The organism is Chitinophaga sp. sic0106 (assembly GCF_019219075.1).
Lineage (GTDB): Bacteria > Bacteroidota > Bacteroidia > Chitinophagales > Chitinophagaceae > Chitinophaga.
Map to the genome: position 1 here is coordinate 1 of NZ_JAHUWJ010000029.1, position 16,764 is coordinate 16,764.

The 16,764-nt window shown below is 48.5% G+C and carries 10 protein-coding genes; 9 read left to right on the forward strand and 1 reads right to left on the reverse strand.

Annotation, left to right across the window (positions count from 1 at the left end):
* The first annotated feature begins 286 nt into the window (after positions 1 to 286).
* The 7 genes from KW844_RS27390 to KW844_RS27420 all read left to right on the forward strand — a co-directional run bounded on the left by KW844_RS27390 (position 287) and on the right by KW844_RS27420 (position 9,539).
* Positions 287 to 1,165, forward strand: a complete 879-nt coding sequence (locus KW844_RS27390) for an energy transducer TonB (protein WP_218379962.1) — start codon at positions 287 to 289, stop codon at positions 1,163 to 1,165.
* A gap of 363 nt (positions 1,166 to 1,528) precedes the next feature.
* Positions 1,529 to 4,108, forward strand: coding sequence for a phosphoenolpyruvate carboxylase (locus KW844_RS27395; RefSeq protein ID WP_218379963.1), 2,580 nt, complete (start codon positions 1,529 to 1,531; stop codon positions 4,106 to 4,108).
* Between the two features lie 380 nt (positions 4,109 to 4,488).
* Positions 4,489 to 5,910 carry an NADP-dependent phosphogluconate dehydrogenase gene (gene gndA / locus KW844_RS27400; RefSeq protein ID WP_218379964.1) on the forward strand — a complete coding sequence of 474 codons (1,422 nt, stop codon included), beginning with the start codon at positions 4,489 to 4,491 and terminating at the stop codon, positions 5,908 to 5,910.
* Positions 5,911 to 5,929: 19 nt separating this feature from the next.
* Positions 5,930 to 7,435, forward strand: a complete 1,506-nt coding sequence (gene zwf, locus KW844_RS27405; RefSeq protein WP_218379965.1) for a glucose-6-phosphate dehydrogenase — start codon at positions 5,930 to 5,932, stop codon at positions 7,433 to 7,435.
* Between the two features lie 96 nt (positions 7,436 to 7,531).
* Entirely contained in the window at positions 7,532 to 8,254 is a 723-nt protein-coding gene (pgl, locus tag KW844_RS27410) for a 6-phosphogluconolactonase (protein WP_218379966.1), read from the forward strand.
* Positions 8,255 to 8,436: 182 nt separating this feature from the next.
* Positions 8,437 to 9,210, forward strand: a complete 774-nt coding sequence (locus tag KW844_RS27415; RefSeq protein WP_218379967.1) for an amidohydrolase family protein — start codon at positions 8,437 to 8,439, stop codon at positions 9,208 to 9,210.
* A 152-nt stretch (positions 9,211 to 9,362) separates the two neighbouring features.
* A complete protein-coding gene (locus KW844_RS27420) occupies positions 9,363 to 9,539 on the forward strand; it encodes a hypothetical protein (protein ID WP_218379968.1) in 177 nt (58 codons plus the stop codon).
* Positions 9,540 to 9,624: 85 nt separating this feature from the next.
* Here KW844_RS27420 and KW844_RS27425 read toward each other — a convergent pair whose 3' ends face one another.
* Positions 9,625 to 11,208, reverse strand: a complete 1,584-nt coding sequence (locus KW844_RS27425) for an FMN-binding glutamate synthase family protein (RefSeq protein WP_218379969.1) — start codon at positions 11,206 to 11,208, stop codon at positions 9,625 to 9,627.
* Positions 11,209 to 11,602: 394 nt separating this feature from the next.
* On the opposite strand from KW844_RS27425, the gene KW844_RS27430 reads away from it, so the two are divergent.
* Positions 11,603 to 14,203, forward strand: coding sequence for a family 20 glycosylhydrolase (locus KW844_RS27430; RefSeq protein WP_218379970.1), 2,601 nt, complete (start codon positions 11,603 to 11,605; stop codon positions 14,201 to 14,203).
* Positions 14,204 to 14,449: 246 nt separating this feature from the next.
* Positions 14,450 to 16,627, forward strand: coding sequence for a DUF5916 domain-containing protein (locus tag KW844_RS27435; protein WP_370626520.1), 2,178 nt, complete (start codon positions 14,450 to 14,452; stop codon positions 16,625 to 16,627).
* The last annotated feature ends 137 nt before the right edge of the window (positions 16,628 to 16,764 follow it).

Genomic DNA, 16,764 nt, shown 5'->3' on the forward strand with positions numbered 1-16,764 from the left:
AACTACTACTATTGGAAAACAACCCACCAAATGAACTTATTCTAACAAACCGCCGTATGCGGAACCGCATGTACGGTGGTGTGAGAGGACAGTGAGGGAAATAATCCCTCACTTCCTACTCGATTTATATAGATCTTCGCTGTATTGATTCTACTGTGCCGCATGCTGTTGTAGGGCGTTCATTGCTTACATTTCTTAATTGCCTCTTGTTATATTTCTTATCATACCGCGAAACCACGGCACCAACAGCATTCCCATCTCCCGAAAAAAAATTTATGAAAACCGTATGGAAAAATATTTTCTGCATCATCTAGTAGAAAAGCAATTTACCATGGACTCAACTAAAATCCCACGGGAAGAATTCCTCGACATCCTCTTCGCAGGCAGGAACAAGGACTATGGCGCTTATGAACTGCGTAGCCGCTATGATCGTCGTGTACGCAATGCCGTTATAGGTACTGCATCAATGGTGATGGTATTAGTAGGTGGTTACCTGGCTAACATCTCCATGGCAGCTGATAAAGATGGTATCAAACCCTTTGTTCACGTGCTTCCGCCGCCAATAGATCCGATTTACGAAAGGCCGGAGGATGCTCCACCGCCACCACCACCACCTCCTGCAACGCCTGCACCACCACCTGCTGCACCAACCAGCCAGTATGTAGCACCAGTAGTTGCTGAAGACAATGAGGCAACCGATTTACCGCCACAGGAAGAATTACGCAACAACGTAATTGGCTTTGAAAACAAAGCAGGCGTAGAAGGTGGGTCAGATGTGTTGACTGATCTGGGACCTGGTACCAGCGGCGTTGTAACACCACCGGTAACCCACAGAGAAGAAGGCCCTGCAATCTTTGTAGAGATCATGCCTGAATTTCCTGGTGGAGAAGCTGCCTTGTCTAAATTCCTGCAAAACGCGGTTCGCTATCCGGTAACAGCCCAGGAAAATGGCATTGAAGGAACTATTCCTGTACAATTTGTGGTAGGAAAAGATGGTAGTATCACTGACGTGAAGTTGATCGGGGCACATAAAGGCGGAGGCCTGGAAGAAGAAGCACTGCGCGTAATCCGCAAAATGCCTAAGTGGAAACCCGGCCGCCAGAATGGTCAAAATGTAGCTGTGTATTTCACGCTTCCCATCCGTTTCACATTGACTCATAACTAATAATCATCGAAAAAATAGTACACCTTCCGCCAGAAGCCTGATACTTTATTATTAGTTAACACGAATCAATCAACATTGGTAACCCCGGGTGCCTCTGCAATTATGTAGGGGCATCCGCATTTTTTGCACTCCCCATACCGGCCTCAGCTTAGAATTCTACTATAAATACCCGATTTTCGCATTCATAATCCTAATATATTTATAAAATCAGCTATTCTTATTAGATAAAATTCAAACAATTAGTTTATCCGTGAAAAAATAATTAAAAAATAATGAGTTTGGTATATAAACAACTAAACGGAATTATTATTAATTTAACGGCCGCTTAGTTAGGCAAGTACAACCAAACCAAGGATAATAGTTATGGAAGCTCCGGTAAATAATTCGCTGCAACAGTTTAAGAATCTGGTTGGGACAAAGTTTCAGCTTTATAACAGCCTCTTCACCTCGCTGCCTTTTCACAGGGTGGAAAAGACAGGGATATTCCTGTCCCTATTCCTCCTCCACTGCGAAGAGAGCTACGCGAAGGGTATGAGTCCACAAGAAATCATGGACTCCTTTTTCGACCAATACACCACCTATACAGAGGACCAAAAGAAGGTGGACCTGCTCTTCAGGTTTGTGCAGTACGCGGAAAGACAGGTAGTATTGTTCGACGCCCTCGAAGATGCTGCCTTCCGCCATATTCGCGACATGCAGGGAACCGGTACCCTCCGGCACCTACAGTCCGAAGTGGTCCAGGAACAGGCGCAGGACAGGTTAAGGGAGAAGTTGAAAGACTTTTCTGTACGACTCGTACTCACCGCACATCCTACACAGTTCTATCCAAGCGAAGTACTGGGTATCATCAACGATCTGGCTAAAGCCCTCATCGAAGACAATACCGCACAGGTAAATATGTACCTCCAGCAACTGGGTAAAACACCTTTCTTTAAAAAAGAAAAACCAACCCCATACGATGAAGCCATCAGCCTCGTGTGGTTCCTGGAAAATATTTTTTACCAGGCCGGCGGCCGTATTATGTCGTTTATGAAAGCGCAGTTCCCTGACGCGATCAGCGATGATACAGACGTGCTGAGGATGGGATTCTGGCCAGGCGGGGACCGCGACGGGAACCCGTTCGTAAACGCGCCTACCACCATAGAAGTAGCCGCAGCACTGCGTAACAGCATCCTCAAATGCTACTTCCGCGAAGTTCGCAACCTTAAACGCCGTCTCACCTTTAAACGGGTGGAAAACGTTGTGACAGCCCTGGAAGCAAAGCTCTCCCGCAACCTCTTCCAGCCAGGCCACGTATTCGATATCTCCCAGAAAGAAATACTCGAAACCCTGGCGGATATACGAAAAACCATCATTGATGAGCATAACGGCCTCTTTGTACACCTGGTAGATAACCTCGCCAGCAAAGTGCAGATCTTCGGTCTCTTCTTTGCCACACTGGATATACGACAGGATAGCTCCGTACACGAAGCCCTCCTCGATACCATTGCGACCGTTTCTCCTGCGCTGCCGGATAACTACGCCAGCCTCGATGAAAACGGGAAAATCAATGCCCTGCTGAATGTAAGCCAGAAAGTAGATACCGCACTGCTGGAAAAACAGCTGCATAAAGACACCATCGACACCATCGGCTCCATCAAACAGATACAGCAAACCAACGGAGAGGAAGGGTGCAACCGCTACATCATCAGCCACAGCACCAGTGTACTCAACGTTATTGAAGTATATGGCCTGTTCCTGCTCAGCGGCTGGAAAAAAGAAGAAATCACGGTAGATATTGTGCCGCTCTTCGAAACCATCGATGACCTCCGCCATGCCGGCCAGGTAATGAAAAACCTGTACGAAAACGCCGACTACCGCGAGCACCTCCGCAGAAGAGGATGCAAGCAAACCATTATGCTCGGCTTCTCCGACGGTACCAAAGATGGTGGCTACCTCATGGCCAACTGGAGTATCTACAAAGCAAAAGAAGAACTCTCCGCCATTTCCAAAGAATACAATATCAGCGTCGTATTCTTCGACGGTCGTGGAGGTCCTCCTGCACGCGGTGGTGGAAAAACCCACCAGTTCTACGCCAGTATGGGTCGCAACATTGCCAATAAAGAAATACAACAAACCATACAGGGCCAAACCATCAGCTCCAACTTCGGAACAGTGGACGCCGCCCAGTTTAATATGGAACAACTGGTGCATGCCGGTATTTCCAACGAATTGTTCTCTTCCCGGGAAGTCACCCTCTCCAAAGATGAGGAGCAACTGCTGCAATCCCTCGCGGATGCTGGTTATACCTCCTATAATAAATTAAAAAATCATCCTTTCTTCCTCGAGTACCTGGACCACGCCAGTCCGCTCAGGTACTACGCTGAAGCAAATATCGGGAGTCGCCCGAGCAAGCGCAATGCCTCTGCCAAGCTCAATCTGAACGACCTCCGCGCCGTACCATACGTAGGCGCCTGGAGTCAGCTGAAACAAAACGTTCCCGGCTATTATGGCGTGGGTAGCGCATTGCAGCAGCTCGATGAGCAAGGCAAGTGGGAAGCCCTGGAGCATTTATATAAACATTCCCTGTTTTTCCGCACCCTGCTGGATAACTGTGAAATGGCCATGAAAAAAAGCTATTTCCCGCTTACGGCATACCTGTCCAAACATCCGCAGTACGGAGAAGTATGGAATATGATTTACAGTGAGTATGAACTGACCAAAAAGTACCTGCTTCGCCTCAACGGTGAGTCGGAACTAATGGCCGGTAGCCCGATAGATCATTTGTCCATCCAGATGAGGGAAAGGATCGTGCTGCCATTGCTCACCGCCCAGCAGTTTGCGTTGCTGCGTATCCGTGAGCTGGATGCACAGCCTGGCAACGGCCATGGCAAAGAAGTATGGGAAAAACTAGTCATGCGTTGCAGCTTCGGCATTATCAATGCCGGCCGCAATAGTGCCTAGGCCAACTATATACAGGTAAAGATTGTTGGAACTTGTGTAGTTGTTTGTTTAGAAGAGGAGTTTGTTGATAATAGCCTTTTGTATCGGTAACACAGATAGGGATGAACAGGTGAACACTGTTTTGAAATTGTAAAAATTTTGATAACAGCCTGATTACCATATTCCCATTTTTATGCTGTACCCCGGTATTTTAATAACGGCGCTATTATCGGCAAACTCCTTTACTATTACCGGCTTCAGGCACCGGTACCAGCATGTGGTAAATGGCCTGCCCATAACAGCACCGGGCTCTCGGGACGGTGCGGAACATTAAAAAAATTGCGCCCTGCGCGAAAAACTAACTACTTTTACACCTCCATTTATAGTAACTATTCTTCATTATGGCAAACAGCTTATATGATTTTGGAATGATCGGACTGGGAGTAATGGGTCGCAACCTGTTGCTCAACATGGCTGATCATGGCTTTTCCGTTATCGGCTTTGATAAAGACGCCACCAAGACAGGCGCACTGGAGTCCGCCGCTACCCCAGGTACTACCGTTAAAGGTGTAGCTGACCTGGCAGCTATGGTTCAACAACTGGAGCGCCCACGCAAATTAATGATGCTGGTGCCTGCAGGCCAACCTGTCGATGATGTCATCGCTTCCCTGCTGCCTTTACTGGAGCCGGGCGATGTGGTAATAGATGGTGGGAACTCCCACTATACCGATACACTCCGCAGGGTAAAATACCTCCGCGAAAAAAATATCCACTTCATGGGTATTGGCGTTTCCGGTGGTGAAAAAGGCGCCCGCACCGGCCCGAGCATTATGCCGGGTGGTGACCTGGAAGCCTATGCTAAGGTGAAACCTATGCTGGAAGCTATTGCTGCTAAAGTAAATGGTACGCCATGCGTAGCCTACCTGGGTAAAGAAGGTGCCGGACACTATGTGAAAATGGTTCATAACGGTATCGAATATGCCATTATGCAGCTTATCAGCGAGGCATACTCCCTCCTGAAAAAAGGTGCAGGCCTCGATAACGACCAGCTCCACAAAGTATTCGACAGCTGGAACAAAGGCTCCCTGCAATCTTTTCTCGTAGAAATTACCGCAGATATTTTCCTGCAAAAAGATGATAAAACCAGTGCACGCCTGGTAGATGTGATTTCCGATAAAGCTGGTTCCAAAGGTACCGGTAAATGGACCTCACAGGATGCCATGGAACTGCCGGTAGCAGTACCTGTAATCGATACAGCGGTGGCTATGCGCACCATCTCCGGTTACAAAGATCAGCGCATCGCTGCTGAACAACTCTACCCGGCACCTGACACCACTATTCACCTGAATACCGAACAGTGGGTCCAACAGGTACACGATGCCCTGTACTTCGCTACCATCCTCAGTTACGCACAGGGGCTGGCTATGCTCAACGAAGGCTCCCGTGAACTGCAGATGGAAATTCCTCTGCCGGAAGTTGTGAAAGTATGGCGCGGCGGATGTATTATTCGTTCTACCCTCCTGGAAGTTTTCACAGAAGCTTACCAGCAAAATACTGACCTGGCAAACATTCTGCTCGACAAAGGTGTTGCCTCCCTGGTATCATCTGTTATCGCTAACACCCGCAGCGTAGTAGCCCATGCCGCTAACGCAGGTATTCCGGCCGCCGGATTTATGTCCGCATTGTCATACTTCGATGCATTCCGCACCGGTAGAATGGCTACCAACCTGATTCAGGCGCAGCGCGATTACTTCGGGGCACATACCTATCAGCGTACAGATATGGCCGGCACTTTCCACACTGAGTGGGAGCATCATAATTAATATCACTAGAATTAAACATATGCAGATCCATAAACGCCCACCTGCCAGCGTACTCTTTATCTTCGGTGGCAGCGGCGATTTAAACTACCGGAAACTTACACCTGCGTTATATAACCTGTTCCTGGACGACTACATGCCGGAACAATTCTCCATCGCAGGCCTTGGCCGCAGTCCTTACAGCGACGAAGACTATCGTAAACACCTGCTGGAAGGTATCAGCAGGTTTAGCCGCCGTAAAGGTGAGCAAAACGGCCACTGGAATGATTTTAGTGGGCATGTGAACTACCTCCAGATGGATGCCGAAGATCCAACCGCTTACGATAAAATCACCGAATACGTAAAAGAGAAAGAGGCAGAATGGGGCGTACATCCAACGGTGATTTTTTACCTGGCAGTAGCACCACAGCTGGTGCCAAACATCGCCACCCATCTGGGTAATCTGAACCTCTGTTCCGATAAGCATTGCACCCGTATCGTGGTGGAAAAGCCATTCGGACACGATCTGCAGAGTGCACATGAACTCAATGAGCTGCTGGCATCTAAATTTACAGAAGAACAAATCTATCGTATAGACCACTACCTGGGTAAAGAAACCGTACAGAACATCCTGGCATTCCGTTTTGCCAATGCCCTGTTCGAACCCGTGTGGAACCGTAACTTCATTGACTTTATCCAGATCACCGCCGCCGAAAGCGTAGGCCTGGAAGGACGTGGCGGTTATTACGAAAGATCCGGCGCCCTGCGTGATATGGTGCAGAACCACATCCTCCAGATCCTTTGTATGGTTGGGATGGAAGCACCTGTTTCGTTCGATGCCAACGAAATCCGTAATAAGAAAGTGGATGTGCTCAACGCCATCCGCCGCATCTCCCCTGAAAAAGTACATGAATACGCGGTACGTGGCCAATACTCCGCCGGCTGGATGAAAGGCCAGCAGGTAGTAGGCTACCGCCAGGAGAAAGGTGTGGACCCTAAGTCCAACACCGATACCTACGCAGCGGTAAAATTCTATATCGATAACTGGCGCTGGCAGGGCGTACCTTTCTATGTACGTACCGGCAAATACATGCACCAGAAAGCGACCAATATCGTTATCCAGTTCAAGGAAGCGCCGCATTACTCGTTCCCTGCGGAAGCTGCACAAACATGGCGTCCTAACCGACTCACCATCAGCATTCAGCCGGAAATGGATATCCGTATCCGCTTCCAGGCAAAACGCCCTGGTCAAACCATGACCCTGGACCCGGTAGATATGACCTTTAACTACGACGCCGCTAATGGTGAACATGCCCCTGAAGCATATGAAACCCTGCTGCTCGATGTGATGGAAGGTGATGCTACCCTGTTTATGCGTGGCGATCAGGTGGATGCAGCCTGGAAAGTAATCATGCCAATCCTGGAAACATGGGAAAACCGCACACCGCAGGACTTCCCTAACTACGCCCCTGATTCATGGGGTCCGGATGAAGCAGATGTACTGGTAGCGCGCGACGGTCACAGCTGGATCAACCTCCCTACCAAGTAATTTTATCGCTCCTGATATTACCTGACTCGGAAGAATTTTTATCCCGTATAAATCTTCTTCCGGGTCATCTTGTTTAATGAAGAAAATTCTGATCACATGGAAATCCATATTGCCAAAGATCCTGCGCAGCTGAGCGAAAACGTAGCCGCCTGGATCAGTAACTATATACTCGAAGTATTGCAGCAACAGGAACGCTTTACCCTCGTGCTCTCCGGCGGAAGCACGCCTAAAGCCCTGTTCGCACTGCTCGCCAAAGAGCCATACAGCCAAATGATTCCCTGGGAACGTATTCATTTTTTTTGGGGAGATGAAAGGGCCGTTCCTTTTGAAGATGAACGTAACAACGCCCGTATGGCCTACGAAGTGCTCCTGGATAAAGTTCCTGTAAACCCGGATTATATTCATGTGATGCGTACCGACATCGATCCGGAAAAATCAGCCGAAGAATATGCGGCTATCCTGCACAAATACTTCGGTAAGGAAGCTACCACCTTTGATCTTGTACTGCTGGGTATGGGAGATGATGGTCATACTCTGTCACTTTTCCCGGGCACTAAAGTAGTGCACGAGAAAAAAGCATGGACGAACGCTTTCTTCCTGGAAGCACAAGATATGTACCGCATCACCCTCACAGCCCCGGTAGTAAATAAATCGGCTGCAGTCCTGTTTATGGCCACCGGCGCCGGTAAAGCCATTACCTTAAAAAATGTAATCCAGGGTACTTTTGATGCCGAAAAATATCCTTCCCAGCTGATTCGCCCTGAAAACGGTGAATTACACTGGTTTGTGGATGAAGCGGCAGCTTCAGCGATGGAGTAAAATCTAAGATTTATTCCGACTGGTTGCCACCACAGGCGGCAACCAGTCGGAATTTGACCGGCCCCGCAGGCGCTGGTCTAATTCCGGCCTCAATAAAAAATCCTTCACATTTCCTTCACGAAATACTGCTTCCCTGTTTCATCAAATTTCAGTAGCTTACATAGTACACAAGCGAAGAGATTATGTTTGAAAAACCCGTGTTCGATGCACATTTGCATATAATTGACCGTCAGCATCCCTTACAGCCGAATCAAGGTTTTCTGCCGTCACCATTTACTGTTACCGACTATCAGCAGCGTACCGCTGACATGGATATAGTTGGTGGCGCTGTTGTATCAGGCTCTTTCCAGGGATTCGATCAAACCTACCTGTTAGCAGCACTGGAGCAACTGGGACCTTCTTTTGTTGGCGTTACACAAATTCCTGCCAGCACCAGCGATGAGGATATTATAAAACTGAATGATGCCGGTGTCAGAGCGGTACGCTTCAACGTACAGCGCGGCGGTTCGGAAAGTATCCGCCACCTGGAAAACCTGGCGCTGCGTGTATACGATCTCGTGAAATGGCATGTGGAGCTGTATATCGATTCCCGCCAGCTCCCGAGTATCTCTACTACACTGAAGAAACTGCCTAAAGTGGTGATTGATCACCTGGGGTTATCCAAGTCAGGGTTTAAATACCTGTTACAGCTGGTGGATAAAGGAGCGATTGTAAAAGCGACCGGATTTAGTCGCTGCGACTTTGATGTGGTGCCTGCCATGAAACAGATTACAGCTATCAATCCGGCAGGGCTGATCTTTGGAACTGATTTGCCGTCGACCCGTGCACCACGGCCGTTTTCCATGAATGATCTGCAGCTGATCCTTCGTAGCTTTTCTGCGGATATGCTTACCCGTGTTTGCAGGGATAATGCACTAAGATTATATAAGCCAGCCGGTACTCCGGTGGCTGGGTAATAATCAATGTAAAAATTTACATTTGTATAAAATTTGTTTGCATTTTATTTTACAAAATTTGTTTGTTGTTTAGGAGTTAATTAATTTTACAGTAATTAAAACTTTGAATCTAACACACAGATAAAATGTCTCAAAATCAATTTAAGTCGATAATGACAGCAATTGGCGCTTTGAATAACAGATTTGACAAGGTGGATGACAGATTGGAAAAGGTTGAAGTTGAATTAAAAGAAGTAAAGGAAGGATTAAAGAAAATAGAACACTGGATTCCATACGAAGCAAACGGGGATATAGCTGCCAACTTAGCCAGAATCACCGGCAGGAATTAAACACTCCAATAAAAATAATGAAGGGCTGATGGCAATTTTGCTATCAGCCCTTTTTCTTTGATACAATATGCTGCAAGCAAGACGCTTATCCCCACTTCTCAATACTAATACCTTCCAGCTGCTGCCGCAAAGCCTCCGTCGCATTACCGTTTACCAGCGCACCCTGCGCAGTGCTGGGATAAATATCTTCAAAAGTTCTTACCTGGTTCATAAACACCCTGCGGTACATATGCCTGCGGGTAACCTGGTGCGGATCAGGCAAGCCCGCCGCTGCAGCCAGTTCCATAGCACTCTCAATAGTATCTCTGTGGTAGTTGGCTACCCGTTGCTTTTTATCACTCACTACCAGGCCTTCCATTAACCACTTGTTCTGTGTGGCCACGCCGGTAGGACAGGTATTGGTATTACAAAGCAATGCCTGAATGCAGCCAATGGCCATCATCATGGCACGGGCGCTGTTACAGGCATCCGCTCCCAGCGCAAGTGCGCGCAGGATATGATAACCTGTCATCACTTTGCCGGAAACAATCAGCCTGATCTCTTTTCGTATATTGAATCCCGTTAGCGTGTCATGTACAAACGCCAACCCATCCATCATAGGCATACCTACTGAATTGGAAAACTCCGGAGGTGCAGCACCGGTGCCACCTTCACCGCCATCCACCGTAATAAAATCCGGGTAAATATTGGTGGCAATCATCGCTTTGCAGATAGCGTAAAATTCGTTCGGCTGACCTATACACAACTTAAAACCTACCGGTTTCCCCTTACTCAATTCCCGCAGCTTTCCAATGAACAGCATCATTTCCCTGGGACTATTGAAAGCAGTATGATAAGGAGGGGAGAACACGGTTGTTCCTGGTTTTACATGCCGGATGGCGGCAATTTCCGGTGTGTTCTTGGAAGCAGGTAATATCCCACCATGGCCTGGCTTAGCACCCTGTGATATTTTCAGTTCCACCATTCTTATCTGTGGCAAAGCCACTTTTTCCGCAAACAGCTCCGGGGAAAAATTACCATTGTCATCCCGGCAACCAAAGTAGCCGGTGCCTATCTGCCAGATGATGTCGCCGCCCTGCCTGAGGTGATGCTCGCTGATGCCACCTTCGCCGGTATTATGTGCGAAGTTGCCGATTTTAGCGCCGCCGTTCAAGGCTTCCACCGCGTTGGCACTGAGGGAGCCGTAGCTCATGGCGCTCACATTCAGGATGCTGGCAGAGTAAGGTTGTGTACAATCTTTACCACCAATCAGCACCCGCGGGTCTTTATCCATTTTGTCAAAATCCTGCGGCTGTATGGAATGGGCCATCCATTCATACCCTTCCGCATATACGTTAAACTGCGTCCCGAAAGGTTGGGAGTCCAGCTCCCGTTTCGCACGCTGGTATACAGTGGATCTGTCGATCCGGTTGATCGGTCGGCCATCAATATCACTCTCCACAAAGTATTGATGCACTTTAGGCCGCATAGCCTCCATCCAGTAACGCATCCTGCCCAGCACCGGGAAGTTGCGGATGATGGCATGCCTGGTTTGCATCATGTCAAATATTCCCATTACAACAATCGGTAAGAGGAGTAGCAACAACCACCATACCCAGGGGAAATAGAACCCCAGCACAATAACTCCTAAAAGACTCAATGCAGAAAAAATGATAAATCTCTTAGCCATAGGACAGATTATTTCCTTGAATTTAAGTTATTTATGTGTGACGCTGAAATTCCGCTGCAGTAGAGCCGCAATGCTTGCGGCTATCCGCTTCAATCCCACTGATCAATAGGATAGCCGCAAGTATTGCGGCGCTACGGTGCCAAAACAAGAACCTCCGACCCACCCAATAGTTCACTAGAAACTGAACCATTGAAATCAATTGCAAAAATTGCAAATTCAATTTTTGCAACGTTTGCATATTTGCATTTTAGTAACTATATTACAACGCGCTACCGGCAATTCAGCCGCCAACCGCATCAACCAGGATTGATATGCCATTATACATAATCCCCGAAGGGACCCGTCTGTGTAGTAGAACATACCATTTTCAGATCTTACATAATTCATCCAATTAATGATGTTTAAGCATTTAAGTAAACTGGTTGCAGTACCTATGGTGATGGCCGCCACAATCCATGTGCAGGCGCAGCAAACACCTTACGATCTCTCGCGTTTAAAATCATCCTGGGAAGTAGTAGAAAATAACTACCAGGGAAAAATGCAGTTCCTTTCTTCTTTTACTTTTATTAACAACGGTAGTAATCCGTTTCCCTCAAAAGACTGGCAGCTGTATTTCAACTTCGTTCGCATGATCAAGCCGGGACAACAACTGCCAGGCGTGAAACTCGAACATGTAAACGGCGATTTGTATCGACTTTCACCTACCGCCGAGTTTAAAGGCATTGCCCCTGGCGACTCCATCAAAGTAAATTTCGCCAGCGATGCCTGGGCCGTAAACTTTACAGATGGTCCTACAGGTATCTACGTAGTGTGGGCAGGACAACCTACCAAAGGTTTTCCTTTGAAAGATTACACCATCCGCCCTTCTACCTCTGCCCGACAGCTGATGCGCTATCCCGGCGATAAAAGTGCGGTAGTAACACCCACACAGATATTTAAACAGAACGCTGTTACCAAAGATATTCCCCTGGCCCAGCTGCCACTGGTTTTCCCAACGCCGGTATCCTACAATACCACCGCGGGCAACCTGGTGCTGGACGCATTCCCGGACATCAAAGCTGATGACCGGCTGGCCGCAAGCGCCCGATTCCTCAATAATGAACTGATTACATTGCTTGGTAAACGTGCTACAGGTAAGGTGGTTATCAATTTCAAAGTGGACGAGTCCCTGGCTGCAGATGCCTACAAGTTAGATGTAACACCGCAAGGTGTCACCATCGCCGCCTCCGATAATGAAGGGGCGTTTTACGGTATTCAGTCCCTGAAAGCCCTGATATCACCTGCCGCATGGGCCGGTATGCCTAAGACTATCAGCATCCCGGCCGTGCAGGTGAGCGATTACCCGCGCTTTAAGTACCGCGCATTTATGATCGATGTAGCCCGCAACTTCCATGATAAAAAGGACCTGCTGCGACTCATCGACGTAATGGCACTCTACAAGCTCAATGTCCTGCACTTCCACTTCAGCGATGATGAAGGCTGGCGCCTGGAAATTCCGGGACTGCCTGAACTCACAGACGTAGGCGCCCGCCGTGGTCATACGCCTGATTTCAAATCTATGCTGCCTCCGTCCTACGGCTCTGGTCCCGACTCTACCAACGCCGCCGGTACCGGTTATTTCAGTCGCGCCGATTTTATCGAGATCCTGAAATATGCAACGGAAAGGCATATACGCGTATTACCCGAAATCGAATCCCCAGGTCACGCACGCGCCGCCGTTAAGTCCATGGAAGTTCGTTACGACCGGCTCGCAGCCCAGGGACGCCAGCAGGAAGCTGCCGAATACCTGCTGACCGACCTCAAGGACAAATCTACCTACCACTCAGTACAGTACTGGAACGACAACGTCATGAACGTAGCCCTTCCATCTACCTATAAATTCCTGGAAAAAGTAATTACTGAAATACAGGCCATGTATAAGGAAGCAGGCGCACCGCTTGCCGCTGTACATATGGGGGGAGATGAAGTGCCACACGGCGTATTTGAGCAGTCGCCGGCTTGTATTGCACTGATGCAGCACGACAAAAACATTAAAAACGTGGACGACCTCTGGTACTACTTCTATCGTAAAGTACACCAGATCCTACAGGCGAAAAACCTGGAAGTAGCAGGATGGGAAGAAACCGGTATGCGCAAAACCACGATTGATGGTAAGGCCGCCAGCATTCCTAACCCCGACTTTGCCAATGATAACTTCCAGCTGAACGTATGGAATAACGTGATTGGTGGCGGACAGGAAGACCTCTCGTACCGCCTCGCCAACGCAGGTTATAAAGTTATCCTCTCCGGCGTGAGCAACTTCTATTTCGATATGGCATACATGAAATCCTTTGATGAACCTGGGTTCTACTGGGGTGGATTTGTGGATATCGATAAGCCGTTCTACTTCATACCGTTCGACTACTACAAAAATTCAAAAGTAGATGGTAAAGGTGATCCCGTTACTGCCGCTACTTTCATGGGTAAAGACCGCCTCACCGGTTTCGGTCAGTCCAATATCCGCGGTATCCAGGGCCTGCTCTGGAGCGAAACGGTGACCAACTCCGACCGGATGGAATATATGATCTACCCTAAAATGTTAGGACTGGCAGAAAGAGCGTGGGCACAAGATCCGGCATGGGCTACAGAAAAGGATTCCGCGAAAGCAGAGCAGCTGTACAGCCAGGCCTGGAGCGTGTTTACCAACGTGGTAGGCAAGCGTGAACTCCCTCGCCTCGATAAACTCAACGGTGGTTATAATTACCGCATCCCTACTGCCGGTGTGCAGGTAAATGAAGGTGAAGTAAGCGTAAACTCACAGTTCCCCGGAATGGTGATCCGCTATACTACTAACGGTGACGAGCCTACGCAGAAAAGTCCTGTTTATACCGCTCCATTTAAAGCCGGTGGTAAAACGGTGAAAGTGCGCGTGTTCGATACCCGTGGACGGAGCAGTCGCAGCACAACTGTAAAAGTGCCGCAGCCGCAGGAACAACTGAGAAATAACCGCAACTAATAAAATATCTTAAGCTGTTGTTTTCCCGCCGTTGGCGGGAAAACAACAATTGAGTGAAACCAAAAGTGCCACTCCGAAAAAAAACACAAAACACAAACACAAAACACAAGCCTTAGCTGCTTACCTGCTTTGCTGCTTTGCGAGCAAAAAAGACAAACCACAATTCCTTGCAGAAAAAGATCCGCCGCAGGCGGATGACAGATCAACAGTGAGCCGGATATTTCTACGACCCATAATAGATTAACTGTGTTACGAATTCCACGATTACTATGCTTATGCCTCTGCTGGCCAGCATTACTATTTGCACAAAAGAAAAATGAAGCCTGGAAGCTCCCGCTTACCCGTGCTGTATCTCCTGTTAAAATTGATGGCGTCATCGACGAGGAAGCCTGGCGCAATGCCCCTGTGGCAAAGGATTTTCGCATGGTACTACCCATGGATACCAGCGCGGCTAAGCTGCGTACAGAGGTGCGCATGGTGTATGATCAGCAGCGCCTGTACATCCTGGTGGAAAACTATACCGATGGCAGCAAACCTTATATGGTGGAGTCGCTGCGCCGCGATTTCTCCTTCCTGAAAAACGATAACTTCATCCTTTTCATGGACCCGTTTGACGACCAGACCAACGGTTTTGCCTTCGGTGCCAATGCTGCCGGCGCCCAGTGGGACGGCCTCATGTACGATGGCGGTAAGGTGGACCTCAGCTGGGATAACAAGTGGGTGAGCGCCGTGAAAAATTACCCGGATAAATGGGTGTTCGAAGCCGCTATACCGTTTAAGACTATACGATATAAGAAAGGGGTGACCCAATGGGGGATCAACTTTAGCCGCAATGATCTTAAAACAACGGAGAAATCGGCCTGGGCGCCTGTTCCGAGGCAGTTTCCTACTGCCTCCCTGGCCTATACAGGCACTTTGCAGTGGGACAGTACACCGCCGCCTGCGGGCCCTAATATCTCCATAATACCATATTTGCTGGGTGGGGTATCAAAAGATTATGCCGCACACGGCAATACTACCTGGCGCCGGGATGCCGGCCTGGATGCGAAAATAGGTATTACCTCCTCGCTCAACCTGGACCTCACCGTTAACCCTGATTTCTCGCAGGTAGATGTGGATAAACAGGTGACCAACCTGGATCGGTTCGAATTATTTTTTCCGGAGAGACGTCAGTTTTTCCTGGAAAATGGTGATCAGTTTTCCAACTTTGGCTACAGCACGCTAAGGCCCTTTTTTTCGCGGCGTATAGGCCTGGGAGTACCTATTCAGTTTGGCGCCAGACTGAGCGGCAAGCTGAATAAGGATTGGCGGCTCGGTCTTATGAATATGCAAACCGCTGCGAAAGATGAACTGCTGCTGCCGGCGCAAAACTATACGGTGGCCGCTTTGCAGCGCCGTATGTTTACCCGTTCCAATCTGGGTTTCCTGTTTATTAATAAGGAGTCGCTGAACTATACACCTACACAGGAAGCGGGCAAGCCCGTGTATAGCCAGTATAACCGCAACTTCGGGCTGGAATACAACCTGGCCTCCAGCAACAACTTCTGGACGGGCAAGGCGATGGTACTAAAATCGTATAGCCCTGACCGTTCGGGCAGCGACTGGGCTACTGCTGCTAACCTGCAGTACACCAGTAAAGTATGGAACATAGGCTGGCAGCACGAATACGTAGGCCATAATTATAATGCCGAAGTAGGCTATGTGCCACGCCGGGGATATATTAAAGTAGCACCTACTGCTACCCGCTTGTTTTTCCCAGTGTCCGGGCAGGTGCTGAGCCACGGGCCGCAGGTGACTAGCACCTGGTTTATGGATGAGCAGTTTCATCGCACGGATAATGAAACCATGCTGAATTATGGTTTCGTGTTCCGGCAGCGTAATACTTTGAATGTATGGACTTCCAATACCTATATCAGGCTGCTGCAGGAGTTTGATCCTACCAATACGGGGAAGGACAGCCTGGCCGTTAATAGCACGCATAGCTGGAATACCGTGGGGGCCGACTATGTATCACAGCCGCAGCAACTGTTTACCTACGCATTTTCTGCCCGTTACGGCGGCTATTATGCAGGCGGGCGGCGACTCATGCTCAATACCGAGCTTGGCTACCGTTTTCAGCCTTATGTGAGCATTGCGTTGAGCGCCAATTATAATGATATCCGGTTAGGAGCGCCATGGGGCTATAATTCTTTCTGGCTGGTAGGTCCCCGTTTGGATGTAACGATGACGAATACACTGTTTTTCACCGGTTTCATGCAGTATAATGAGCAGATGAAGAACATTAACCTGAATACCCGGCTGCAGTGGAGGTACCGTCCGGCGTCGGATTTATTTATTGTTTATACGGATAACTACCTCCCGGAACCCTTTTACGTCAGGAACCGGGCGCTGGTGTTAAAATTAGTCTACTGGTTTAATCTGTAAATTCTGCAATGGGTTGCGTAGTTGCTAAGTCTTGCTGGTTGGGAGTTCTGATAATTTGATTATCACTCCTAACCAAAATTTTATTTGTTAATCACGCCGTTGTTAAGAAATAATTTACATTCTCACCATTTCACTCA

What these genes read in the sequence shown, in the direction of transcription:
- KW844_RS27390 (WP_218379962.1), top strand. Translation starts at nt 287, where the DNA reads ATGGAAAAATATTTTCTGCATCATCTAGTAGAAAAGCAATTTACCATG.
- KW844_RS27395 (WP_218379963.1), top strand. Translation starts at nt 1,529, where the DNA reads ATGGAAGCTCCGGTAAATAATTCGCTGCAACAGTTTAAGAATCTGGTT.
- gndA (WP_218379964.1), top strand. Translation starts at nt 4,489, where the DNA reads ATGGCAAACAGCTTATATGATTTTGGAATGATCGGACTGGGAGTAATG.
- zwf (WP_218379965.1), top strand. Translation starts at nt 5,930, where the DNA reads ATGCAGATCCATAAACGCCCACCTGCCAGCGTACTCTTTATCTTCGGT.
- pgl (WP_218379966.1), top strand. Translation starts at nt 7,532, where the DNA reads ATGGAAATCCATATTGCCAAAGATCCTGCGCAGCTGAGCGAAAACGTA.
- KW844_RS27415 (WP_218379967.1), top strand. Translation starts at nt 8,437, where the DNA reads ATGTTTGAAAAACCCGTGTTCGATGCACATTTGCATATAATTGACCGT.
- KW844_RS27420 (WP_218379968.1), top strand. Translation starts at nt 9,363, where the DNA reads ATGACAGCAATTGGCGCTTTGAATAACAGATTTGACAAGGTGGATGAC.
- KW844_RS27425 (WP_218379969.1), bottom strand. Translation starts at nt 11,208, where the DNA reads ATGGCTAAGAGATTTATCATTTTTTCTGCATTGAGTCTTTTAGGAGTT.
- KW844_RS27430 (WP_218379970.1), top strand. Translation starts at nt 11,603, where the DNA reads ATGATGTTTAAGCATTTAAGTAAACTGGTTGCAGTACCTATGGTGATG.